Here is a 21,283-nt window from a genome sequence, read left to right on the forward strand (position 1 = left end):
GGTGCTGGCCTGCACGCACGCGGTGCTGTCCGGGATGCAGGCGGCGGGCTGGGGCCGTGTGATAACGATCGCGTCGGAGGCGGGGCGGCGGGGTTCGCGCGGCGGCGCGGTCTATGCGGCGGCGAAGGGCGGCGCGATCGCGTTCAGCAGGTCGATCGCCATCGAGAACGCGCGTTACGGCATCACCGCCAATGTCGTGTGTCCCGGGCCGATCCGGACGCCGCTGCTGGAGCGCGCGGTGGCCAAGGGCGGCGACCGCCTGCTGGCGGCGATGACGGCGGCGACGCTCCTCGGGCGGCTCGGCGAGCCCGAGGAGGTGGCGGCGGCGGTGCTGTATCTGACGGGCGACGGCGCCGCGTTCGTGACGGGCGAGGTGCTTGGCGTCTCCGGCGGCATGGGGCTGTGAGCGGCACGGAAATCGACGCGATCGTCGCGCGGATCCACGCGACCTATGCGCGCTGGAACCGCGCGACTCCGATCGCGACGATCCGCGCCGACTGGAATGCGCTGTTCCCGCCGCCGGGCGCGGATGTCGATGTGGAGCAGGTCACGATCGGCGGGATGCCGGCGCGCTGGATCGCCGCGCCGGGTACCGGGCGGACCCGGATCTTCGTGTATTTTCATGGCGGCGGCTATCGCGCCGGGTCTTCGGATTCGCATGGCGACCTGGTGGCGCGCCTCTCGGCCGCGAGCGGAATGGCCGGACTCGCACTCGATTATCCGCTTGTCCCGGAGCACCCGTTCCCCGCGGCGATCGACGCGCTGGAGGCGTTCTGGCGGGCGCTGCTCGACATACGGGATGCAGGGACCGTCGCCTGGGCGGGCGATTCGGCGGGGGCCAACCTGGCGCTCGCCGGCCTGGTGCGGTGCGCTCGCCTCGGCTGGCCGCTGCCCGCCCGCGTGGCGCTGCTGTCTCCCTGGACCGATCTGGCGGCGCGCGGCGACAGCTATGCAAGCCGCGCGGCGGCCGACCCGCTCCATACGCGCGACGGCTTGCTGGCGATGGCGCGCGCTTATTTGAACGGCGCCGATCCGCTAGATCCGCTCGCCTCGCCGATCGCGGCCGACATGGCCGGCTGGCCGCCGATGCTGGTTCAGGTCGGCGACCGCGAGGTGGTGCTGGACGATGCGCGCGGACTGGTCGTGCGCGCCGCCGCGGGCGGCGACGCGCGGCTGAGCGTCTGGCCCGGCATGATCCACGTCTTCCAGCAATTCGCTGCCGAATTACCGGAAGCGCGCGCGGCGATCGCCGAAATCGGCGCGTTCCTGAAAGACACGGCATGAGCGCCGTCGTGATCGCCGACCGGCCCGCGCCGGGCGTGCTGCGGCTGCGGATCAACCGGCCGGAAAAGCGCAACGCGGTCGATTTCGCGGTGCGCGATGCGATGATCGAGGTGCTGGAGGCGGCGTCGGGCAACACGGACACGCGCGCGCTGCTGATCGGCGGCGTCGGCGGGCACCTGTCGGCCGGCGGCGACGTACCGTCGATGGGCGGCCTCGATGCGGCGGCCGCGCGGGCGCGGCTGGACCATATCCACCGGCTGTGCCGACTCGTCGTGACGGCGCCGTGGCCGATCGTCACCGCCGCGGAAGGCGCGGCCGCAGGCGCGGTGGTCGGACTTGCGCTACTCGGCGACTGGGTGGTCGCGGGGCCGGGCACCCGGTTCCTGCTGCCGTTCTTCCGGCTCGGGCTGATACCCGATTGGGGGCTGATGCACACCTTGCCGCAGCGTATCGGGCTGGCGGCGGCAAGGCGGCTGGTTTTGGGGGGCGGCGAGCTGCGCGGCGAGGAGGCGGCGCGCATCGGCCTCGCCGACACGCTGGTGCCCGACGACGAGGTCGCCGACGCGGCGCTGGCGCGTGCGGTCGAGCTGGCGCGACTGCCACGGGGGGCGGTCGCCGCGGCCAAGATGCGGTGGCGCGAACCGGCCCCGACGCTGGACGAGGCGCTGCGGCGGGAAGCGGACGATCAGGTTGCGCTGCTCACCGGCGACGACTTCCGCGCGGGCCACGCCGCCTTCAAGGCGAAGCGGGCGCCGGTGTTCGACTGACGTCAGCGCGCGATGGCGCTCGCCGTCATGACCGTGCGTCCGTCGCCGCCGAGTGCGGCGAGCGTGATCGCGCCGGCTTCTGGTCGACCGACCAGGTGCAAGGGCTGGTCCACGAACGCGGGCGAGGCCGCGCGGAAGTCGAAGCGGGCGAGCGCATCCGGCCCGAGCTGGCGCGCGCACAGATCGAGCAGCAGCGTCGCCGTCAACGGTCCGTGGACGACCAGTGCGGGATATCCTTCCGCGTCGGTGGCGTAGGGCAGGTCGTAATGGATGCGATGCGTGTTGAAGGTCATCGCGGAATAGCGGAACAGCATCGCCACGCCCGGCATCACCGTGCGCCGCCACGGCCAATCCGACAGGTCGGGCGTGATGACGGGCGGCAGCGGCGTGGGCGCCGTGGCTGCACCACGATAGACGATCGTCTGGCGCTCGCGCACCGCGATTGCTCCGTCCGTGCGGGTAAGGTGGTCGATTTCGACGAAGACCAGGTCGCCTGTCGCGCCTCGCTTGGCGATGACGGCCGCGACCGTCGAGCGCCGTTCGAGCGCATCGTCGGGGGCGATGGGATTAAGGAATTCGACCCGGCTTGCCGCCCACATCCGCCGAGGCAACGCGACCGGCGGCAGGAAATCGCCACGCGGCGGGTGGCCGTCCGCATCGAGCAGTGCCGTCGCGACGGAGGGCGGCGCCAGGCACCAGTGGAACCCTTGCGGCACACCCGCTTGGGGGGAGGCGTCGATCGTCGCCAGGAAGCGCGCCAGCATCGCCGGCGTGACGCGCTCGCGGTCGACCCTGGCGCGGCCGATCCATGGGTCGAACCTGCCCGTCATGCGAACGCGACGATGCCGGCATCGTGCAGCCGGCCGATTTCGCTCGAATCCATTCCAAGCAGGTCGGCGAGCACTTCCTCGCCATGCTCGCCCAGTCGCGGCGCGCGGCGCGGGGCCTGGCGCTCCGCCGCCGGAAGCGTGGCAGGAGCGCCCGCCGCGGGATAGCGGTGGCCGCTGGGATGATCGATGTCGGCAAACAGCGGCGCGACGAACGGTCCGTCGGCCGCCAGCGCTTCGGTCAGCGAGCGATACGGACCCCAGCACACGCCGAGCCGGTCGAACGCTGGCACCAGCGCATCGAGCCGCCGCGCCGCCACCGCGCTCGCGACGATCGGTACCAGCACGTCCCGGTGCGTGAAGCGCAGCCCCTCGTCGGTCGCGAACGAGATGCCGCGCACGGCCTCCACGTCCGCCACCACCGCCTCGATCGACAGCGCCTCGACCAGGCCCGACCATTGGCGCGGCGTGATCGCCATCAGCATGATGCGTGAGCCGCACGCGGTGACATAGTCCCGCCCGAACGCACCGAACACATCATTACCATATCGCGGCCGGTCCGCACCCGAGAGCATCACCTCGGCGACCTGACCCAGGTTCGACAGCGTCGCCGCCGCCATGTCCATCAGCGGCACTCGCACCTCGCGGTCCAGCCCATCGTCCGCCCGCGCCCGGGCCGCTGCCAGCAGCGCGAAGGCGGCATATGCGCCGGTCAGCAAATCCCAGGCCGGCAGGACATGGTTGACCGGTTGTTCGCCCAGCGAAGCGGGGCCGGTCATGTGCGGCACTCCAACCGCGCAATTGACCGTATAATCGAGTGCTGAGCCGCCATCGGCCAGACCCATCACCCGCACCGTCACCAGATCGGCGCGCAGCGTCCGCAGCCGCTCATGCGAGAGAAAGCCGGCGACGGGGTAGTTGGTGAGGAAACAACCGCCGCCGGGGCCGGACGCGGTCGCAAGCCGCTGCGCCACTTCGCGTCCCTCCGGTCGCCCGAGATCGAGCGCGACCGATTTCTTGCCCTTGTTCAGTCCCTCCCAATACAAGCTCGCGCCATTCGCGTCCTGTGGCCAGCGGTGAAAATCGGGACCGCCGCCAATCTGATCGATGCGAATCACCTCTGCACCCAGCTGTGCCATATAAAGCCCGGCACTGGGGCAGGCGACGAACGAGGACGCCTCGACGACCCGTATTCCCGTTAGCAGCTGATACATCCGATTCCTTCCGCGCAAACCCTTGCCAAGTTTTGATTGAGCGGTCAAATAGAGACAGGAGGAGCGTTCGTATGCAGATGAATGCCACGACGGATTACAGGGTGGACGAGCGAATCGCCATCGTCACTGTCGACCATCCACCGGTTAATGCATTGTCCCTGCCGGTTCGCGAGGGCCTGATCGCCGCGCTGGACCGTGCGCTCGCCGATTCAGGCGTCGACGCGGTGGTGGTGACCTGCGCGGGTCGCACTTTCTTCGCCGGGGCCGACATCACCGAATTCGCCGCCGGCCCGCGACCGCCGCTGCTGCGCGACGTCCAGCAGGTATTCGAAGATTCGGCCAAGCCGATCGTCGCCGCCATCCACGGCACGGCGCTGGGCGGCGGGCTGGAGCTGGCGCTGGTCTGCGGTGCCCGAATCGCCACGCCATCCGCACAGCTTGGCCTGCCGGAGGTGAAGCTCGGGCTGCTCCCGGCGGCAGGGGGCACGCAGCGCCTGCCGCGCATCGTCGGTGTCGAGGTCGCGCTTGATCTGGTCACGAGCGGCCGGCATGTCGGAGCGCGCCAGGCGCTGGCACTGGGGCTGGTCGACGCGCTGGCGGGCGAGGGCCGGCTCGTGGAGGATGCCGTCGCGCTTGCCCGCAAGCTTGCCGCCGGTGATCCGCTCCCGCGACTGCGCGACCGCAACGACCGGCTGGTCGAAGCGCGTGGCGACCTGGACATCTTCAACCGCTTCCGCGCCGCCCACGCCAAGGCGTTCCGCGGCTTCGACGCACCCGAGTATAACATCCGCGCGATCGAGGCGGCGGTGGCGCTGCCGTTCGACGAGGGGCAACGCGAGGAACGGCGGCTGTTTGACGTCCTGTTCGCGGGCAATCAGTCGCTCGCGCAACGTCACGCCTTCTTTGCCGAGCGCGCCGTCGCCAAGGTGCCGGGACTCGCGAAGAACGTTGCGCCGCTACCGGTCGACTGCGTCGCGGTCATCGGCGCCGGGACGATGGGCGCGGGGATCGCGATGACGATGCTCGACGGCGGGCTGGCGGTGACGCTGGTCGAAACCGGGCAGCCGGCGCTGGACCGTGGCCTCGCGACGATCCGCCGCACATACGCGGCCCAAACGGCCAAGGGGCGGCTCTCGGCTGGACAGGTTGAAGAGCGGTTAGCGCGGCTAAACCCGACGCTGGCGATCGAGGCGGTCGAGGGATGCGACCTGATCGTCGAGGCGGTGTTCGAGCAGCTCGACATCAAGACCGCGTTGTTCGCCCGGCTCGATCGCCTGGCACGGCCGGGCGCGATCCTGGCGACCAACACCTCCTATCTCGACATCGACGCAATCGCCGCCGCCACCACACGACCCGGCCACGTCGTGGGGCTGCACTTCTTTTCGCCCGCCAACATCATGCGGTTGCTTGAGATCGTGCGCGCGACCGCCACCGCACCAGCGGTAATCGCCACCGCGCTCGCGCTCGCCAAACGGATCGGCAAGACCGGGGTGGTCGTCGGCAACGGCTGGGGCTTCGTCGGCAACCGCATGCTCGCGCCGCGCCAGCGCGAGGCCGAGAAGCTGTTACTCGAAGGCGCGCTGCCGTGGGACGTCGACCGGGTGCTGACCGGGTTCGGCTTTCCGATGGGTCCGTTTCAAATGCGCGACCTGGCCGGCAATGACGTCGGTTGGGACAAGGCGACATCGCGTTCGGCGACGGTGCGCGACGTTCTCAACGAGCGCGGGCGCTTCGGGCAGAAGGCGGGCGCCGGCTATTATGATTATCCTGACGGCGGGCGAACCCCGCTGCCGTCGCCCGAGGTCGAGCGCATCGTCCTCGAATTCGCCGCGCGCGCCGGCATCGCCCGGCGCGCGATCGGCGACGACGAGGTCCGCGCGCGCACGCTGTATCCGATGGTCAACGAAGGTGCGCGCATTCTTGCCGAGGGCAAGGCGGCGCGCGCGGCCGATATCGATGTGGTGTGGCTCGCCGGCTACGGCTGGCCGCGCTACCGGGGCGGGCCAATGTTCTGGGCCGGCCTCGAAGGGCTGCCGAAGATTGTCGAGACACTGTCGGCTCTGGAGGCGGCGCACGGTGCCGACTTCGCGGTCGCGCCGCTGCTGGCCGAGCTGGCCGCGCGGGGCCGCACGTTCGAGGAGGCGCGCTGATGCGCCGTGCCGCCATCGTCGCGCCGCTGCGGACACCTGTCGGTCGCTTCGGCGGCACCCTCTCCGCGCTGCCGGCGGGCGAGCTCGCCGCGATCGTCATCCGCGCGCTGATGACGCGAACCGGCGTCGACCCCGCCCGGATCGACGATGTCGTGTTCGCGCAAGGCTATGGCAATGGCGAGGCACCTGCGATCGGGCGCTGGGCGGCGCTGGCCGCCGGGCTACCGGTCGAGGTGCCGGGCTATCAGCTCGACCGCCGTTGCGGCTCGGGGCTTCAGGCGGTGATCGATGCCGCGATGATGATCCAGACCGGCGCGGCGGACTGCGTGCTCGCGGGCGGCGTCGAGAGCATGTCCAACGTCGAATATTACTCGATCGACCATCGCCACGGCGCGCGATCGGGATCGACGATGCTCCACGACCGGCTGACGCGCGGACGCATCATGTCCCAGCCGATCGAGCGCTTCGGCGTCATCTCCGGCATGATCGAGACCGCCGACAACCTTGCGCGTGACTGGGACATCACCCGCGCCGAATGCGATGCCTATGCGGTGCGCAGTCATCAGCGCGCGGCCGCGGCGAGGACGGCGGGGCGGTTCGACGATGAAACGGTGCCGGTGACGGTGCCGCAGAAGCGCGGTGAGCCGCTCGTCTTCGCCCACGACGAGGGCATTCGCGCCGACGCCACCGTTGATTCGCTGGGCAAGCTCAGGCCGCTCGAAGGCGGCGTGGTCACCGCCGGCAACGCCAGCCAGCAGAACGACGCCGCCGCTGCCTGCCTGGTCGTCGGCGAGGACATGCTGGCACCGCTCGGGCTGGAGCCGATCGCGTGGTTCGGCGGTTGGGCGGCGGCAGGCTGCGAGCCGTCGCGGATGGGAATTGGGCCAGTGCCTGCGGTCGAGCGGCTGTTCCGCCGCACGGGACTCGGCTGGGATGATATCGGCGTGATCGAGCTGAACGAGGCGTTCGCGCCGCAGGTGCTCGCGGTGCTGAAGGGCTGGGGCTGGGACGCGGAGGACGCGCGACTGGAGCGGCTTAACGTCAACGGCTCGGGCATCTCGCTTGGCCACCCGATCGGCGCGACCGGCGGGCGCATCCTGGCGACGCTGACCCGCGAAATGCAGCGGCGGCACGCGCGCTGGGGACTGGAAACGATGTGCATCGGCGGCGGCCAGGGTCTGGCGGCGGTCTTCGAGAAAGCTTGAGGAGAGACGGAATGGCCGACGAACGCTTTGACGTGATAGTAGTAGGCGCGGGCGCAGGCGGGCTCGCGGCGGCGGCGCGGATGGTCAATGCCGGCCGCTCGGTGCTGCTGGTCGACGACCATGACCGCGTCGGCGGGCGCGCGACGTCGCACGTCGTGGACGGGTTCGTCATCAACCAGGGCGCGATCGCGCTGGAGAAGGGAGGCATCTTCGAGCAGACGCTGGCCGAAACCGGCGTCGCGCTAGACGTACGCGAGCCGTCGCCCGCCACGGTCTTCCGCATCGACGGCAAGACGGTCAACGTCACCAAGGGCGGTTGGGCGCTGCTGCTCGGCGGCGTGACGAAGCAGGCGGCGAGGATCGGCGCGAAGTTCGCTGACGCGCGCAACGGCGACCTGCCCGAGGCCAGGCTGTCGACCGAGGAGTGGCTGCGCGGCTACACGAAAAACAGGACGGTGCACGGGCTGTTCCGCAACCTGTGCGCGGCAATCTTCGCGGCCAATTCAAGCGAACTGCCCGCGCGCGCCTTCCTGATCTACTTCGCGCAGAAGGGCGCGTTCAAGCGCTTCGGCTTCTGTCCGCGCGGGACGATCGGGGTGTGGAACGACCTGGCCGACGGCATTCTCCGCAAGGGCGGCGACATCCGGCTGGAGACGCGGGTCGACCGGATCCTCGTCGAGGACGGTCGCGCGACCGGCGTTACGCTCGTCGGGCCGGACGGGGCCATGCGCATTGCCGCCGCGGATGCCATCATCAGCAACGCCGGCGCGCTCGCCACCATCGCGCTCGCCGGGGAGGACGCGATGGGCGCCGCCTACGTCGCTCGCGCCCGCGCCACCATCAACGCCGCCGCCAACATCGCGATCGACTTCGCGACGCGGGAGCAATTGCTCGACGTTCCCGGCCTCGTGACCTTCGCGAATACCCGGCGTCTGTGCAACATCGGCGAGATGACCGCGACCTGCCCCGAAATGGCACCGCCGGGCTGGCGGCTCTACACCGCCTATGCCGTCCCGATCCCGGCGCTCGGCGACTTCGACGAGGAAGCCGAGACGGCAGCGGCGCTCGCCGAATTAGAGGACGAGTTTCCCAAGTTTCGGGGATCGCGCATCCTCAGCCTGCGCGTCATGCGCGGCAACTGGCCTGCCCAGCGCACCTGTGCCGGCTACGACATGGAACAGGCAACCCCCGTGGCAGGATTGTGGAACGTCGGCGATTCGGTGAAGCCCTATGGCGACGGCGGGACGCAGGCCTGTTTCGACACCGCGCGCATCGTCGCCGAGCAGGTGCTGGCGCAGCTGCCGCCGCTCGCCGCCACAACGTCGGTCGCGGCGCATGCATAGGCACAGTGTCCGGTCAGCCGGCAGACAGCGGCGCGATGCCGCCCATCACCGTGTCGTATACGAACTGGACATAGTCGCGTCGCAGGCTATCGGTCACGCCATTGATGTCGAACACGAAGCGCATCACCGTCCGCCGCGCCGCCAGATGCTCGCAAGCGCCGATCACCAGGAAATAAAAGAACATCGGCTCGATCGGGCGAAAGCTGCCCTCCGCCACGCCCTGCGCGAGCAGCGCGCGGTAGAAGGCGGCGATCGGCCTGATGTACAGTTCGCTCACCTGGCGCGCGCGCGCTTCATCGTCGCCCTGCATGAGCACGTGGAGCAGCCGGTTGGTGTAAGGCATCTTGAGATAAGTGGTGACCAGCCCGTTGATGTGCAGCCGCAGCTTCTCGGCCGCAGGCAGCGGCCGGTCGGCCAGTTCGCCAAGTTGGCTCGTCGCGCGCGCGACGCCGCGCTCGATGATCGCCAGCATCAGTCCTTCCTTGCTGCCGAAATGGTACTGCACCAACGCCGCGCTCATCCCGCTGCGCGCACCGACTTCCATCAGCGAGAAGTCGATCGAATCCTTCTCGATCATCAGGTCGCTGGCCGCGGTCAGCAGCGCGTCGCGCGTGTCGATGCGAGGCGCAGAAGGGTTGCGTCGTTTGCGGGGTACTGCTGCCGATACGCTCTTCATTGATCGTTCAATCCTTGCCTGGGCGTTCACAAGCCTTACTTTGACCGAATGTGTCAAGCGTCACCCGATCAGAGGACCTGTATGCGCCAGTTCGAGAACGCCGCCGCCTTCGCTGCCACGATGGGCGAGCCGCACGGGCCCAGCGACTGGGTGACCGTGACGCAGTCGATGATCGACGACTTTGCAAAGGCGACCGGCGACCGGCAATGGATTCATGTCGATGTCGAGCGCGCGGCGCGTGAGGCACCGGGCGGCACGACGATCGCTCATGGTTATCTGACGCTGTCGCTGCTCGGCACGCTGATGCCGCTGGTCTTCGATGTCCGTGCTGCGCGGATCATCAATGTCGGGTCGAACCGGCTGCGTTTTCTGGCACCGGTGCCGGTCGGTGCGCGGCTGCGCCTGACGATGACCGCCAGGGAAGCGGAACCGACGTCGGGCGGGTTGAAGATCACCTGCGAGGCGCAATTCGAGATCGAGGGCGCGAAGAAGCCAGCGCTGATCGCCGACCTCATCATCCTCTATATCGACTGAGCGGGGTGGGCCGATGAGCGCACGATCCGATCAGCCTTGCCTTCCCGGAAGAGTATGGCGCGATGGAAGTGATGTACGGGGAGGTAGCGACGCGGCAGGCGTTACCCGGGTCACCCGTCGCGCCGGACGAAGGTAGCGGTCGCCATCGCCGCAGGCTTCGGGGCGTCGCTGAAGGCCAGCGCCGAGACATGGCTCGCCTGGCGCCCGGCCCGGTCGAGCTGCGCCTCCGCCCGTAGCGCTGAGCCGATGCACGGCCGCAGGAAGCGCACCGCGACCGACCCGAGCCGCTGGTCCGGGAGGCCGCCGCATCCCTGGCACGCCACCATCAGCAGCGCCGCGATCGCGCCGCCATGGAGTGACGGGCCGCTCTCCCACCCGATCACCGCCGGGTTGCCCGACGCGAACGCCGGCGTTCCCGGTCGTCCCTCCAGCCCCAGCAGCGACGGCAACGGACCGTCGCTGCTGGTCGCATCGTAGCGACCGATCAGCCTCGCGTCCGGGCCACGCCCGCCTGGGTATTGCCCGATCAGGAACGTCGCGGTCGCCGTCGCCAGCAGTCCGCCGCCATCGGCGATGCTCGCGCTGGCGGTCCCGCTGGTGCCGGCGAGCGACAGAATCTGCGATGTCGCGATGATCGGCGAACCGTCTGGATCGCGTTCGTCGATCCCAAGCCACAGGTCGAGTGTCGACAGCCCCTGCTGCGGGGCGACGACGCAGCCGAAGGCGTGGCTGAGCACGTCGTCGGCGATGCCCGGTAGCACGAGCGGATGCGGGCGCGGATCGTTCGTCGCGCGCGCGATCCGCGCGTTGGGCACGACTCGCGTAGTCGCCCGCCCCCCGCCCCATTCGAGTATATCCACGCCAATCGCGCGCGTGAACGGCGTGGCGGCATGAAGCAGCAGGCGACCCGGATCGAGCGGTCGCGCCGCGATCGCTCGGCTCACAGCGCCTCGACGATGGTGACGTTTGCCTGGCCACCGCCCTCGCACATCGTCTGCAATCCCCAGCGCAAGCGACGGCGGCGCAGCGCATGGACCAGCGTGGTCATCAGCTTCGTCCCCGAAGCGCCGAGCGGGTGCCCGAGCGCGATCGCGCCGCCGTTGACGTTCAACTTGTCCAGGTCGGCGCCGACATGCTTCGCCCAGGCGAGCGGCACGGGCGCGAACGCTTCGTTCACCTCATACAGATCGATCTGGTCGATCGTCATGCCGGCGCGCTTCAGCGCCTTGTCCGTCGCGAACAGGGGTTCCTCGAGCATGTTCTCCGGATCGCCCGCGGTCACCGTCATCGTATGAATGCGTGCGAGCGGCGTCAGGCCGAGTCGCGCGACCGCCGCGCCGCTGGCGATCAGGACCGCGCTCGCGCCGTCGCAGAGCTGGCTGGCGGAGGCGGCGGATACCAAGCCGCCCGGGACGATCGGATCGACTCCGCCGATTGCCTCCAGCGATGCGTCGGTGCGAATACCCTCGTCGACGCGATGTGTCTCGATGCCGGCGGCGGTTACCACCTCGATCGCGACGATCTCGTCGGCGAAGTCGCCCCGCTCGGTCGCCGCCGCTGCCTTGCGATGGCTGGCAAGCGCGAACGCGTCGAGCGTGGCGCGGTCGAGACCGTGCTCGCGCGCGATACGCTCCGCGCTGGCGAACTGGCTGAAGTCCTCGCCGGGGTAGCGAAGCTTGAGCGCGTCCGAATAGGGGCCGCCCATCCCGGCCTTCGCGGCGACCGAATAATTGGTCATCATCGGAACGCGGGTCATGCTCTCGACGCCGGCGGCGATCACCCCGTCCATCTGCCCCGCCATGACCGTCGCCGCCGCGAAGTGGAGCGCCTGCTGCGAGGAGCCGCACTGCCGGTCGACCGTGGTCGCGGGCGTGCCCTGCGGCAGCACCGAGGTCAGCACGGCCTGCCGCGCGACGTTGAAGCTCTGCTCGCCGATTTGTCCGACGCAACCCATCACCACGTCTTCCACCTCGGCGGGATCGATGCCGGCCCGCGCGACCACCGCATCAAGGACGTGTGCGGCCAGATCCGCCGGATGGACGCCCGCCAGCCGCCCCTTGCGTCGCCCTCCCGCCGTCCGTGCCGCCGCGACGATGAACGCCTCTGCCATGTTCTGTCCTTGAATGATCAGTCAAACAACTTATTGTACTCGCTTACAGCGAACGCTGCCACCAAGGCAATATGGGGAAACGCATGACCACGAGACTCGACGGCCGCATAGCGCTGATCACCGGCGCGGGCAGTGGATTGGGGCGGCAGCACGCTCTGCTATTCGCCGCGCTGGGCGCAAGGGTCGTGGTCAACGATCTTGGTGGCGCGGTGGGCGGCGAGGGGGCAAGCACCGCGGCTGCCGACACAGTGGTTGAAGAAATCCGCGCGCGCGGCGGCGAAGCGGTCGCCAGTCACGACAGTGTAACCGACATTGATGGAGCCGGGCGGATGGTCGCGCGATGCATCGAGGCGTTCGGCGGCCTCGACATCGTCGTCAACAACGCCGGCATCCTGCGCGACCGCAGCTTTGCCAAGATGACGGCCGAAGATTTCGAGGCCGTGGTGCGCGTCCACCTGTTCGGCGCGTTCAACGTCACCCACGCCGCCTGGCCGCACATGATCGAGCGGCAGTATGGTCGGGTGATCCTCACCACCTCCGCTGCCGGCACGAACGGCAATTTCGGGCAGGTAAACTACGGCGCCGCCAAGCTGGGGCTGGTCGGCATGATGAACTGCCTGGCGCTGGAGGGCGCGCGCAAGAACGTCCACGTGAACTGCATATCGCCAGCCGCGATCACGCGGATGACCGAGAGCTTCGATCTCGGCAAACTCGGCGATTACATGGGACCAGAGCTCGTCTCCCCCGCCGTCGCATGGCTCGCGAGCGAGGATTGTGCGCAGTCGGGGCTGATCCTGACGGCGATTGCCGGGCATTACGGCAACGTGCGCTACGTCGAGACGCCGGGGGTGCAGTTCGATCCAGTGGTGCCGGTGACGCCGGATATGATCGCCGGCGCGCGCGAGCAGATCGAGGCAATGGCGGGTGCCAAGCCTGTCAGGCCCGGTCCGCTCGGCGATATCGTCGATCACCTGAAGGCGATTGCGCGGCTCTGAGCTACGGGGGTCTACGCCGCTGCCTCCCGGTATTGGTCGCGCAGCAGACGCTTGTAGAGCTTGCCCGTGTCGTGGCGGGGAAGCGTCGCGGCGAAGTCGACTTGCCTGGGCACCTTTACGCCGCTCAACCGGCCTCGGCAGTAGGCCTGAAGTTCCGCGGCGAAGGCGGGGGTCGCGTCGGCCATGTCGATCGGCTGCACCACCGCGACCACCCGCTCGCCGAAGTCGGCGTCGGGCGCGCCGATGACGGCCACGTCGGCAACCTTGGGGTGCACCGCGAGCACGTTCTCGATCTCCTGCGGGTAGATGTTTACCCCGCCCGAGATGATCATGAAGCTGCTGCGATCGGTCAGGAACAGATAGCCGTCCGCATCGACGATGCCGATGTCGCCGAGCGTGCCCCAGCCATGCGCGTTGCGCATCTCGGCCGACTTCGCCGGATCGTTGTGATATTCGCACGCCTGCCCGCCTGCAAAATAGATCACCCCCTCGCGCCCGCTCGGCAGCGGCTCGCCCCGCTCGTCGCAGGCATGGATCGCGCCGCCGAGCACGCGCCCGACCGAGCCTGGCCGCTCCAGCCACTCCTTGGGCGAGATGATGGTCGCGCCGATCCCCTCGCTGCCCGAGTAATATTCGTGGACGATCGGCCCCAGCCAGTCGATCATCGCCCGCTTGATCTCGATTGGGCAGGGTGCCGCGGCGTGGAAGACACACGTCAGCGACGACAGGTCGTACCGTGCCTTCACTGCGTCCGGCAGCCGCAGCATGCGGATGAAATGCGTGGGGACGAACTGGGCCAGCGTCACCCGGTGCCGCTCGATCGCCGCCAGTGCCGCCTCGGGATCGAAGCTCTCCATCACCACGATTTTCGACCCCAGGCGCTGCATCGTCATCGACAGGACGAGCGGCGCAGCATGATAGAGCGGTGCGGGCGAGAGATAGACCGAATCGCTTGTCGCGCCGTACACGCCGGTCAGCAGCGGCGCGATGAACGGCGGCTGGAGCATGTCGCCGGGCAACGGCCACTTGATGCCTTTGGGACGGCCGGTCGTGCCGGAGGAGTAGAACATGCATCCGCCGGCCGCCTCGTCGGCAATTGGCTGGTCGGATAGCGTGGCGACCGCTGCGTCCCAGCTCCTCCATCCGCCGAGTCCCTCGCCCGCCATCAGCAATGCGGGGCCGTTCGCCAGGTGCCCGGGCAAATCGGCCGCAATCATAAGGCCCGCGCTGGCGAAAACTACCCGTGCGCCGGAGTCGTTGACGATATAGGCGGCTTCCTCGGCCGTCAGCCGGGTCGATATGGGGACGTAGTGACAGCCAGCGCGGTCCGCCGCCCACGCAAACTCAAAGATTGCGGGATCGTTGTCGAGGATGCCCGCGACCGTATCACCGCGCCCGATATCGATTTCGCGAAGCAACCGCGCCGTTCGGTTGGCTCGGCTCTCAAGCTCGGCGTAGCCGACCGTCTTGCCCGAGCCCGCCATCGTCAATGCCGGCTTCGCCGGGGCAAGGCGGGCGTGAATGAAGGGGTGCAGCATCATCGTTTTCCTCTCCTTCGCCAGCCGTCTGCACGCTGAACCGGGCAAATGGCATGATTTGACTGTTCACTCAAACGAATACTTGATCTACCGATCAAAATGGCCCACATCCAGCGCGTCGGGCTTGGTGAGCACATGCCAAAAATCCCGGACAATGTGCGGCGATGATCGCAGTAGAGGGGATTATGATGAACGTAAGCAATCGCGGAATGCTTCTGGCCAGTGTTGCCGGCTTGATGACGATGCTGCCGAGCGGGGTTATGGCGCAAGCGGCACCCGACAACATAGCGCCGTCCGCGTCGGCCGCCGCCTCGACCGCGCCGCCATCGGGGCCCGGCGACGTCGGCATCGCCGACATCATCGTCACCGCGCAAAAGCGCCGGCAACAGATCAACGACGTGCCCGTGTCGATTACCACGGCGACCGGCCAGCAGCTTGCCAATGCCGGCGTCGAGACCGTCAACGACCTCGCCAAGATCGTGCCCGGCCTGACCTATACCGCCAGCCTCGCCGCGACGCCGATCCTGACGCTGCGGGGCGTCGGCTTCAACGAGTACACGTTGGGGGCCAGCCCGACCGTCAGCGTCTATGTCGATCAGGTCCCGGTGCCGTTCCTGCAGATGGCGCGCGGCACCACCTTTGATCTGGAACGAGTCGAGGTGCTCAAGGGTCCGCAAGGCATCCTGTTCGGCCAGAATTCGACCGGCGGCGCGATCAACTACATTGCCGCGACGCCCACTAAAAGATTCCAGGCCGGAGCGGACGCCTCGTACGGCCGCTTCGACGAGGTCAACGCGGGCGGCTATATGAGCGGGCCGCTGACCGACACGATCGGTGCTCGCCTCGCGGTAAGGACGCTGCAGTCGGGCGACTGGCAGCGCAATTACACGCGCGCTTCGACGCTTGGCTCGCAGGATCTGATCGAGGGGCGGTTCACACTCGATTGGAAGCCGTCCGACCGCGCCACGATCACGATCGGCGTGGATGGCTGGCGCGACAAGTCCGACACGCCCGGAACCCAGCTCACCGGCTTTCGCCTGCAGGTGCCGACCTCGCCCCGTGCCGCGCTGATCCTGGCGCAGCCGATCGCCCCCGCGGACGCACGCGCGACCAATTACGGGTCAAACGTCGCGCTCAACCGCGACGACAATTACATTCAAGGCTCGCTGCGCGGATCGTTCAAGGTGAACGATGCGATCGCTTTCACGACGATCACCTCCTACGACCATTATAAGGAGGATTACGGCTTCGACCGCGATGGGACGGCGCTGCGCATCCTCGACGTCGATCGGTCCCGCGGCACGATCAGCGACTTCACCCACGAGATGCGGCTGAGCGGCGACACCGATCGCTTCAACTGGGTCGTCGGGGGCAACCTGTTCCATGCGAAGGTGAACAGCAACAACGGCATCCATGTCGGCGACGCAACCAATGCCGTGGTGGTCGGCATCCCGTTCGATGTGGCGTCCGACGACTTCAAGGAAACGATCGATGAATACGCGGCGTTCGGTAATGCCGAGTATAAGATAATCCCGACCGTCACCGTGCTGGGCGGTGTCCGCTACACCGACAGCAACCGCAAATATGCCGGCTGCACGACGGGCGACGCCGGGCTGTCGAGCGCACTGACGATCCTGTCGACGGTGCTGTCGGGCACTCCGACCGCGCCGATTGTGCCCGGCCAGTGCGTGACCTTGCTCCAGCCCAGCCAGAAACCTGTATTGTTTCGCAGCACGCTGGGCCAGGATAATGTCTCTTGGCGCGGCGGCATCAATTTTGAACCGAACCGCCGCACGCTCGTCTACGCTAACGTTACCAAGGGCTACAAATCCGGAAGCTATCCCACATTGTCGGCGTCGACCTCCGCCCAGCTCCAGCCCGTCACGCAGGAATCGATCCTGGCCTATGAGGCGGGCTTCAAGCTGTCGCTCGCCGATCGCCGTGTGCAGCTCAACGGCGCGGCGTTCTATTACGATTATCGGAACAAGCAGGTGCGCGGCAACGTGCTGGACCCCGTCTTCCAGGTCATCGAGCGGCTGGTCAACGTGCCGAAATCGCGCATCCAGGGCGCGGAGGTTCAGCTGGTCGTGGTGCCAATGCAAGGTCTGACGCTCAATGCGTCGGCCACCTATCTCGACGCGACGATCCGTGACTATACCGGGCTGAGTTCGGCCACCCGTCTGCTGACCGACTTTCGTGGAGCGCGGATACCCTTCACCCCCAAATGGCAGGCAATGGCAGACGCCGAGTACCGGTTCCCTCTCGCCGGGTTGGAGGCGTATATCGGGAGCAACGTATCCTACAACAGCTCGACGACGTCGGAAATCGGCGCGCCTGCTTATGCGTTTATCCGTGACTTCGTGACGCTGGACCTCAGGGCCGGTATCGGCCCAAAAGATGGCCCCTGGACGGTCAGCGTGTATGGCCGCAACGTCACCAATGCCTATTATTGGAACAACGCATTCGCGACGCAGGACGTGACGGTCCGCTACGCGGCCAAGCCGGTGACCTATGGGCTGCGCCTGGCATATAAATACCGGTAGGCCGGCGAGCCGGAGCGTCACGAAACGCGCCCCGGCTTTGATATCGATCAGATTGCGTATCGCTCGCGCAAGGGAGCCTTCAAGATCTTGCCGCCGGCATTTTTGGGCAGCGAGTCGACAAAGATCACCCGGCGCGGGCATTTATAGGCGGCGATCAGCGTCCGGGCATGGGCGATCACCCCTTCGGCCTCGATCATCGTTCCCGGACGCGCCACGACGATCGCCGTCACTGCTTCGCCCCAGATCGCGTCGGGCGTGCCGATCACTGCGCATTCCGCGATCTGCGGATGCGCCGCGAGCGCGTTCTCGACCTCGATCGCATATACGTTTTCCCCGCCGGAGATGATCATGTCGCGGAGGCGATCGCGGATCGTCAGATAGCCGTCGGCGTCGAGGCTGCCGATGTCGCCGCTGCGGTACCAGCCGTCGACCATCACCTCGGCAGTCGAGTCCGGACAATGCCAATAGCCCTTCATGATGCCCGGCGAGCGGATCAGGACCTCGCCCGGTTCATTCATGGCGGCATCAGCACCATCGGCATCCACCACCCGTACCGCGACGCCGGGCAGCGCGCGCCCGCACGAGGCAAGCCGCGCATTGGAACCCGCCCGATGATCCTCCGGCAAAAGGACCGTCGCCACGGCGCAGGTCTCGCTCGCACCATATAGTTGCAGGAAATCGCATTCGAGCGCGGTGAACGCCCGGCCCAGCAACGCCGGCGCGATGCCGGACCCCCCGTAGATGATGAGGTGGAGCGTCGCGAACGCGGAGGCTTCGAAGTCGGGCCAGTCGAGCAGAAGCTGAATCAGCGTCGGAACGAGCCCGGTCTTGGTGATCGCCTGCCGACGAATCAAATCCTGGATGCCGCCGAGATCGGCTTCGCGCATCAACACGATCGTGGCTCCATTGATCAGCGCGTAGCTGGAGCAGAGCAGCGCCGCGACATGGAACACGGGCAGTGCCACCAGCATTCGGTCTTCGGCTGTCCATCGTCCGACCACGCCCGTGGCGGCGTGACGCGCGCTCGCGAGCATGTTGGCATGGGTAAGTTCGACCCCTTTTGGACGTCCCGTCGTGCCCGAGCTGTAGATCTGGACAAGGACGTCGCCAGCTGCGGGCGGCGATGGGAGAGGCGATCCCGCGCCGCCGGTGAGCCAGGCTTCCCACGCCTCGTCGTCATCGACATCGACGCCAGGCAGCCCGAGCGTCGCGGGCACCGCGGCATGCTCCCGCGTCACGAACACGAGAACCGCCTCCGCATCCTCGACGATGTGGCGCAGTTCGTCGGGGGCGAGCCGCCAGTTGACCGGGGTCAGCACCGCACCCGCGCGCGCGCACCCAAAGAGCAGGGCCAGGCACCGATCGCTATTGCGACCGAGATAGACGATACGCGCACCGGACGGCAGCGCATTCGCCGATAAGACCGCGGCGATCGCATCCGCCTGCCGATCGAGCGTGGCATAGTCGGTGACCCGCGTCTCGAACTGGATCGCCGACGCGGCCGGCCGCGCGCCGGCCTGATGACGCAGCAACGCATCGAAGGTCTCGACCATCTCAATCATGTCGGCGCAGCCCGGCGAAGCGGTCGACATGGAACTCGGTCGAACCGAATTGCGCCTCGATCGCGACCGCGCGCTTCAGATAATGCCCGATCGGCAATTCGTCGGTCATCCCCATGCCGCCGTGCAACTGTACCGCCTCCTCGCCGGCCTTGCGCGCCGCGCAGCCGATGAAAGCCTTGGCCGCCGATACCGCCGCCGCCCGTTCCGCCGCCGGGCGCGCGATCGCCCGGGCCGCCCGCAACGCCATCGCGTGGCTGATTTCGAGCGAGGCGAACATGTCCGCCATACGGTGCTGGAGCACCTGGAACTCGGCGAGCGGCCTGCCGAACTGGCGGCGCTCGGTGAGGTGCGACAGCGTGCCGCGGACCAGCCCGCGCATTGCCCCGACCGCCTCCGCCGCCGCCGCCGCCGCCGCCTCGTCCACCGCCCGTTCGATCTCGGGCAGCGCCGCGCCCTCCCCGAACAGCAGCGCGTCGGTGCCGAGGCTCACCCCGTCGAATCGCAGTGCTGCGCCGCGCCGGCCGTCGATCGTGCGATAAGCGTGGCGCCCGATCCCCGGCCGATCCGCCTCGACCAGCAGCAGCGACACGCCATCAGCCTCGCGCCGCTCGCCCGAGGTGCGGGCCGTTACCAGCAGGTGGGTGGCAACGGGTGCGTCCAGGACCACGTTCTTGGCACCGTCCAGGCGGTATCCGCCGCCCTGACGCCGCGCCGTCGTCAGGATGTCGTTCAGGGCATAGCGCGAGGCGGTTTCCCCCTGCGCCCAGGCGACGCGCGCGGTGCCCGCGATGATCGCTCGGGCAAGCGCGTCGGCCGCGGGCGTCCCGGCGCGGTCGAGCAGACCGCCCGCCACGACGACGGTCGACAGATACGGCTCGACGACCAAGGCTTCCCCGAAGGCTTCCATGACGACGAGATGTTCGACCCCGCCGCCGCCCAAGCCGCCGAGTGTCTCTCTGAACGGCAGTGCAAGCACGCCGAATTCGGCGAGGTCGTGCCAGACGTCCGGCGACCAGCCGGCAGCGGATTCGACGATGCGACGTCGCTCGTCCCAGCTATAGCGGGCTTGCAGCAGGCCTCCGAGCGAGTCCCGGAACGCATATTGGTCATCCGTCAGATCTAGTTGCATCCGGGTATCGGCACCTTGGCAGCGGCTGTCGCGGTTCAATCAAGTAGAGCGGTACACCGACGCGGGCAGACGCGGCGTCCCTTAGGAGGGGGACACCCACAGGAACTGAATACCTCTAGGCAATCGATGTGCTGTCAGGAAGATTGTTATGCCCAGCGACCCCGATGACGACGGCTTCCTCCGCGAGGTCCGCGCGTTCCTGTCTGCCGCGTTGCCGCCCGACATCGCCGATGCGCCGCGGACGATGCAGTTGATCGATCACGAGGTGCAGCAGCGTTGGCATCATATCCTTGCCGGTCGGGGTTGGTCGGTGCCGGACTGGCCCGAACGCTTCGGCGGGGCAGGCTGGTCGCCGCGCCAGATGGCGATCTTCGAGGAGGAGCAGGCCGCCGCCGGCGCGCCGCCGCTCAGCGTCTTCATCGGCATGATCGGCCCCGTGCTGCAACGGTTCGGGACGCCCGAGCAACAGGCGCGCCACCTGCCGCCGCTGGTTGCCGGCACTGCGAGCTGGTGCCAGGGCTATTCGGAGCCCGGTGCGGGATCGGACCTGGCGGGGCTGCGAACGCGAGCGGTGCTGGACGGCGGCCATTATGTGGTCAACGGCCAGAAGATCTGGACGACCTACGCACACCGTGCCGACTGGATGTTCTGCCTGGTCCGCACCTCGACCGAGGGACGACCGCAGCAGGGCATCACCTTCCTGTTGGTCGACATGACGACGCCGGGGATCGTCATACGCCCGATCCGGTCGATCGATGGGCTGCACCACCTCAACGAGATCTTCTTTACCGACGTGCGCGTGCCGGTTAGCGAACGCATCGGCGAGGAGGGGCAGGGCTGGGCCATCGCCAAATATCTGCTCGAGCACGAACGCGGCGGGCTGGGCTCGCTGCTGAGCGTGCGCAGCCAGATCGAGGCGGTTCGGGTGCTGATCGACGAAGTCCTGGATCGGGACACTGCTGACGGCCTGGCCGAATCCGCGACGCTGCATCGTGACGCAGCGCGCGCGGAGATCGAGATGCTCGCACTGGAGGCCTATGCCGAACATCAAGGTGCGCTCGGCGGGGATAGTCGCGCGGAACCGAGTTCGGCCTCGATCCTGAAGCTGGGAACGACGGAGCTTCAGCAACGCATCGGCGCGCTCGGCGTGCGCGCCCTCGGCCCGGCGGCGCTTCCCGATCAATCATCACTGCTAGAACCACATCGGCCTGATGCGATGATCGGACCGGTAGGTGCCGCAAAGGCAATGCTGTTGTATCTGTTCGGACGATCCTTCACGATCCTCGGGGGCACCAGCGAGGTGCAGCGCGGCCTGATTTTTCGGAGCTTGATCAACGGAACGCTCGAAAGGTAACAGCCCCTTAAGTTGATTGATTGAACGAACAAAATCCTTCATAACCGTGGAA

At 67.9% G+C, this 21,283-nt stretch carries 18 protein-coding genes; 10 read left to right on the plus strand and 8 right to left on the minus strand.

Translation table 11 applies throughout. The features are described 5' to 3' along the window. The 3 genes from ACFE7D_RS05270 to ACFE7D_RS05280 all read left to right on the plus strand — a co-directional run. Positions 1 to 406: SDR family NAD(P)-dependent oxidoreductase (locus ACFE7D_RS05270; protein ID WP_375394382.1), on the plus strand; the 406-nt coding region annotated here is incomplete at its 5' end. Continuing rightward, positions 403 to 1,284: an alpha/beta hydrolase gene (locus ACFE7D_RS05275; RefSeq protein ID WP_375394383.1), complete on the plus strand. Its 882-nt coding sequence runs from the start codon at positions 403 to 405 to the stop codon at positions 1,282 to 1,284. The genes ACFE7D_RS05270 and ACFE7D_RS05275, both read left to right, overlap by 4 nt. Further along, positions 1,281 to 2,051, plus strand: coding sequence for an enoyl-CoA hydratase/isomerase family protein (locus ACFE7D_RS05280; RefSeq protein ID WP_375394384.1), 771 nt, complete (start codon positions 1,281 to 1,283; stop codon positions 2,049 to 2,051). Before ACFE7D_RS05275 ends, ACFE7D_RS05280 begins: the two co-directional genes overlap by 4 nt. 2 nt (positions 2,052 to 2,053) lie before the next feature. Here the strand turns inward: ACFE7D_RS05280 and ACFE7D_RS05285 are convergent, their stop codons facing one another. Together ACFE7D_RS05285 and ACFE7D_RS05290 are read right to left on the minus strand one after the other, a co-directional pair. Next, positions 2,054 to 2,881, minus strand: coding sequence for a MaoC family dehydratase N-terminal domain-containing protein (locus ACFE7D_RS05285; RefSeq protein ID WP_375394385.1), 828 nt, complete (start codon positions 2,879 to 2,881; stop codon positions 2,054 to 2,056). Next, on the minus strand, positions 2,878 to 4,092 hold the full coding sequence (locus ACFE7D_RS05290; RefSeq protein WP_375394386.1) for a CoA transferase: 1,215 nt from the start codon (positions 4,090 to 4,092) through the stop codon (positions 2,878 to 2,880). The genes ACFE7D_RS05285 and ACFE7D_RS05290 overlap by 4 nt, the downstream gene beginning before the upstream one ends. A 71-nt stretch (positions 4,093 to 4,163) precedes the next feature. On the opposite strand from ACFE7D_RS05290, the gene ACFE7D_RS05295 reads away from it, so the two are divergent. From ACFE7D_RS05295 to ACFE7D_RS05305, 3 genes are read left to right on the plus strand one after another with little or no spacing between them, the layout of a single operon-like run. Beyond that, positions 4,164 to 6,242, plus strand: a complete 2,079-nt coding sequence (locus ACFE7D_RS05295; RefSeq protein WP_375394387.1) for a 3-hydroxyacyl-CoA dehydrogenase NAD-binding domain-containing protein — start codon at positions 4,164 to 4,166, stop codon at positions 6,240 to 6,242. Further along, the gene (locus tag ACFE7D_RS05300) at positions 6,242 to 7,447 is read left to right on the plus strand and encodes an acetyl-CoA C-acetyltransferase (protein ID WP_375394388.1); all 1,206 of its coding nucleotides are present in this window, start codon (positions 6,242 to 6,244) and stop codon (positions 7,445 to 7,447) included. Before ACFE7D_RS05295 ends, ACFE7D_RS05300 begins: the two co-directional genes overlap by 1 nt. 11 nt (positions 7,448 to 7,458) lie before the next feature. Next, a complete protein-coding gene (locus ACFE7D_RS05305) occupies positions 7,459 to 8,790 on the plus strand; it encodes a phytoene desaturase family protein (protein ID WP_375394389.1) in 1,332 nt (443 codons plus the stop codon). A 13-nt stretch (positions 8,791 to 8,803) separates the two neighbouring features. On the opposite strand, the gene ACFE7D_RS05310 is transcribed toward ACFE7D_RS05305, so the two are convergent. Then, positions 8,804 to 9,466: a TetR family transcriptional regulator gene (locus tag ACFE7D_RS05310; protein ID WP_375394390.1), complete on the minus strand. Its 663-nt coding sequence runs from the start codon at positions 9,464 to 9,466 to the stop codon at positions 8,804 to 8,806. A gap of 81 nt (positions 9,467 to 9,547) precedes the next feature. Here ACFE7D_RS05310 and ACFE7D_RS05315 point away from each other — a divergent pair, with 81 nt between their 5' ends. After that, on the plus strand, positions 9,548 to 10,000 hold the full coding sequence (locus tag ACFE7D_RS05315; protein ID WP_375394391.1) for a MaoC family dehydratase: 453 nt from the start codon (positions 9,548 to 9,550) through the stop codon (positions 9,998 to 10,000). A gap of 110 nt (positions 10,001 to 10,110) precedes the next feature. On the opposite strand, the gene ACFE7D_RS05320 is transcribed toward ACFE7D_RS05315, so the two are convergent. Further along, positions 10,111 to 10,944, minus strand: a complete 834-nt coding sequence (locus ACFE7D_RS05320) for an acyl-CoA thioesterase domain-containing protein (RefSeq protein WP_375394392.1) — start codon at positions 10,942 to 10,944, stop codon at positions 10,111 to 10,113. Beyond that, positions 10,941 to 12,110 (minus strand): acetyl-CoA C-acetyltransferase, encoded by a 1,170-nt coding sequence (locus ACFE7D_RS05325; protein WP_375394393.1) that lies wholly within the window; start codon positions 12,108 to 12,110, stop codon positions 10,941 to 10,943. The genes ACFE7D_RS05320 and ACFE7D_RS05325 overlap by 4 nt, the downstream gene beginning before the upstream one ends. An 83-nt stretch (positions 12,111 to 12,193) precedes the next feature. Here ACFE7D_RS05325 and ACFE7D_RS05330 point away from each other — a divergent pair, with 83 nt between their 5' ends. Beyond that, positions 12,194 to 13,105: an SDR family NAD(P)-dependent oxidoreductase gene (locus tag ACFE7D_RS05330; RefSeq protein ID WP_375394394.1), complete on the plus strand. Its 912-nt coding sequence runs from the start codon at positions 12,194 to 12,196 to the stop codon at positions 13,103 to 13,105. Positions 13,106 to 13,116: 11 nt separating this feature from the next. Here ACFE7D_RS05330 and ACFE7D_RS05335 read toward each other — a convergent pair whose 3' ends face one another. Then, positions 13,117 to 14,643 carry an acyl-CoA synthetase gene (locus ACFE7D_RS05335; RefSeq protein WP_375394412.1) on the minus strand — a complete coding sequence of 509 codons (1,527 nt, stop codon included), beginning with the start codon at positions 14,641 to 14,643 and terminating at the stop codon, positions 13,117 to 13,119. A gap of 188 nt (positions 14,644 to 14,831) precedes the next feature. Here ACFE7D_RS05335 and ACFE7D_RS05340 point away from each other — a divergent pair, with 188 nt between their 5' ends. Next, positions 14,832 to 17,186, plus strand: coding sequence for a TonB-dependent receptor (locus ACFE7D_RS05340; RefSeq protein WP_375394395.1), 2,355 nt, complete (start codon positions 14,832 to 14,834; stop codon positions 17,184 to 17,186). Between the two features lie 47 nt (positions 17,187 to 17,233). Here the strand turns inward: ACFE7D_RS05340 and ACFE7D_RS05345 are convergent, their stop codons facing one another. Next, entirely contained in the window at positions 17,234 to 18,778 is a 1,545-nt protein-coding gene (locus tag ACFE7D_RS05345) for a long-chain-fatty-acid--CoA ligase (RefSeq protein ID WP_375394396.1), read from the minus strand. Beyond that, positions 18,741 to 19,877, minus strand: coding sequence for an acyl-CoA dehydrogenase family protein (locus ACFE7D_RS05350; RefSeq protein WP_375394397.1), 1,137 nt, complete (start codon positions 19,875 to 19,877; stop codon positions 18,741 to 18,743). The genes ACFE7D_RS05345 and ACFE7D_RS05350 overlap by 38 nt, the downstream gene beginning before the upstream one ends. Before the next feature lie 148 nt (positions 19,878 to 20,025). On the opposite strand from ACFE7D_RS05350, the gene ACFE7D_RS05355 reads away from it, so the two are divergent. Further along, a complete protein-coding gene (locus ACFE7D_RS05355; RefSeq protein WP_375394398.1) occupies positions 20,026 to 21,231 on the plus strand; it encodes an acyl-CoA dehydrogenase family protein in 1,206 nt (401 codons plus the stop codon). The last annotated feature ends 52 nt before the right edge of the window (positions 21,232 to 21,283 follow it).

It is taken from the genome of uncultured Sphingomonas sp., assembly GCF_964244235.1.
In the GTDB taxonomy this organism is placed as follows: Bacteria; Pseudomonadota; Alphaproteobacteria; order Sphingomonadales; family Sphingomonadaceae; genus Sphingomonas.

Bases quoted from the DNA above. Each gene is read 5' to 3' on its own strand.
- ACFE7D_RS05280 (WP_375394384.1), top strand. From the start codon at position 1,281: ATGAGCGCCGTCGTGATCGCCGACCGGCCCGCGCCGGGCGTGCTGCGG.
- ACFE7D_RS05285 (WP_375394385.1), bottom strand. From the start codon at position 2,881: ATGACGGGCAGGTTCGACCCATGGATCGGCCGCGCCAGGGTCGACCGC.
- ACFE7D_RS05290 (WP_375394386.1), bottom strand. From the start codon at position 4,092: ATGTATCAGCTGCTAACGGGAATACGGGTCGTCGAGGCGTCCTCGTTC.
- ACFE7D_RS05295 (WP_375394387.1), top strand. From the start codon at position 4,164: ATGCAGATGAATGCCACGACGGATTACAGGGTGGACGAGCGAATCGCC.
- ACFE7D_RS05300 (WP_375394388.1), top strand. From the start codon at position 6,242: ATGCGCCGTGCCGCCATCGTCGCGCCGCTGCGGACACCTGTCGGTCGC.
- ACFE7D_RS05305 (WP_375394389.1), top strand. From the start codon at position 7,459: ATGGCCGACGAACGCTTTGACGTGATAGTAGTAGGCGCGGGCGCAGGC.
- ACFE7D_RS05310 (WP_375394390.1), bottom strand. From the start codon at position 9,466: ATGAAGAGCGTATCGGCAGCAGTACCCCGCAAACGACGCAACCCTTCT.
- ACFE7D_RS05315 (WP_375394391.1), top strand. From the start codon at position 9,548: ATGCGCCAGTTCGAGAACGCCGCCGCCTTCGCTGCCACGATGGGCGAG.
- ACFE7D_RS05325 (WP_375394393.1), bottom strand. From the start codon at position 12,110: ATGGCAGAGGCGTTCATCGTCGCGGCGGCACGGACGGCGGGAGGGCGA.
- ACFE7D_RS05330 (WP_375394394.1), top strand. From the start codon at position 12,194: ATGACCACGAGACTCGACGGCCGCATAGCGCTGATCACCGGCGCGGGC.
- ACFE7D_RS05335 (WP_375394412.1), bottom strand. From the start codon at position 14,643: ATGCTGCACCCCTTCATTCACGCCCGCCTTGCCCCGGCGAAGCCGGCA.
- ACFE7D_RS05340 (WP_375394395.1), top strand. From the start codon at position 14,832: ATGAACGTAAGCAATCGCGGAATGCTTCTGGCCAGTGTTGCCGGCTTG.
- ACFE7D_RS05345 (WP_375394396.1), bottom strand. From the start codon at position 18,778: ATGTCGACCGCTTCGCCGGGCTGCGCCGACATGATTGAGATGGTCGAG.
- ACFE7D_RS05350 (WP_375394397.1), bottom strand. From the start codon at position 19,877: ATGCAACTAGATCTGACGGATGACCAATATGCGTTCCGGGACTCGCTC.
- ACFE7D_RS05355 (WP_375394398.1), top strand. From the start codon at position 20,026: ATGCCCAGCGACCCCGATGACGACGGCTTCCTCCGCGAGGTCCGCGCG.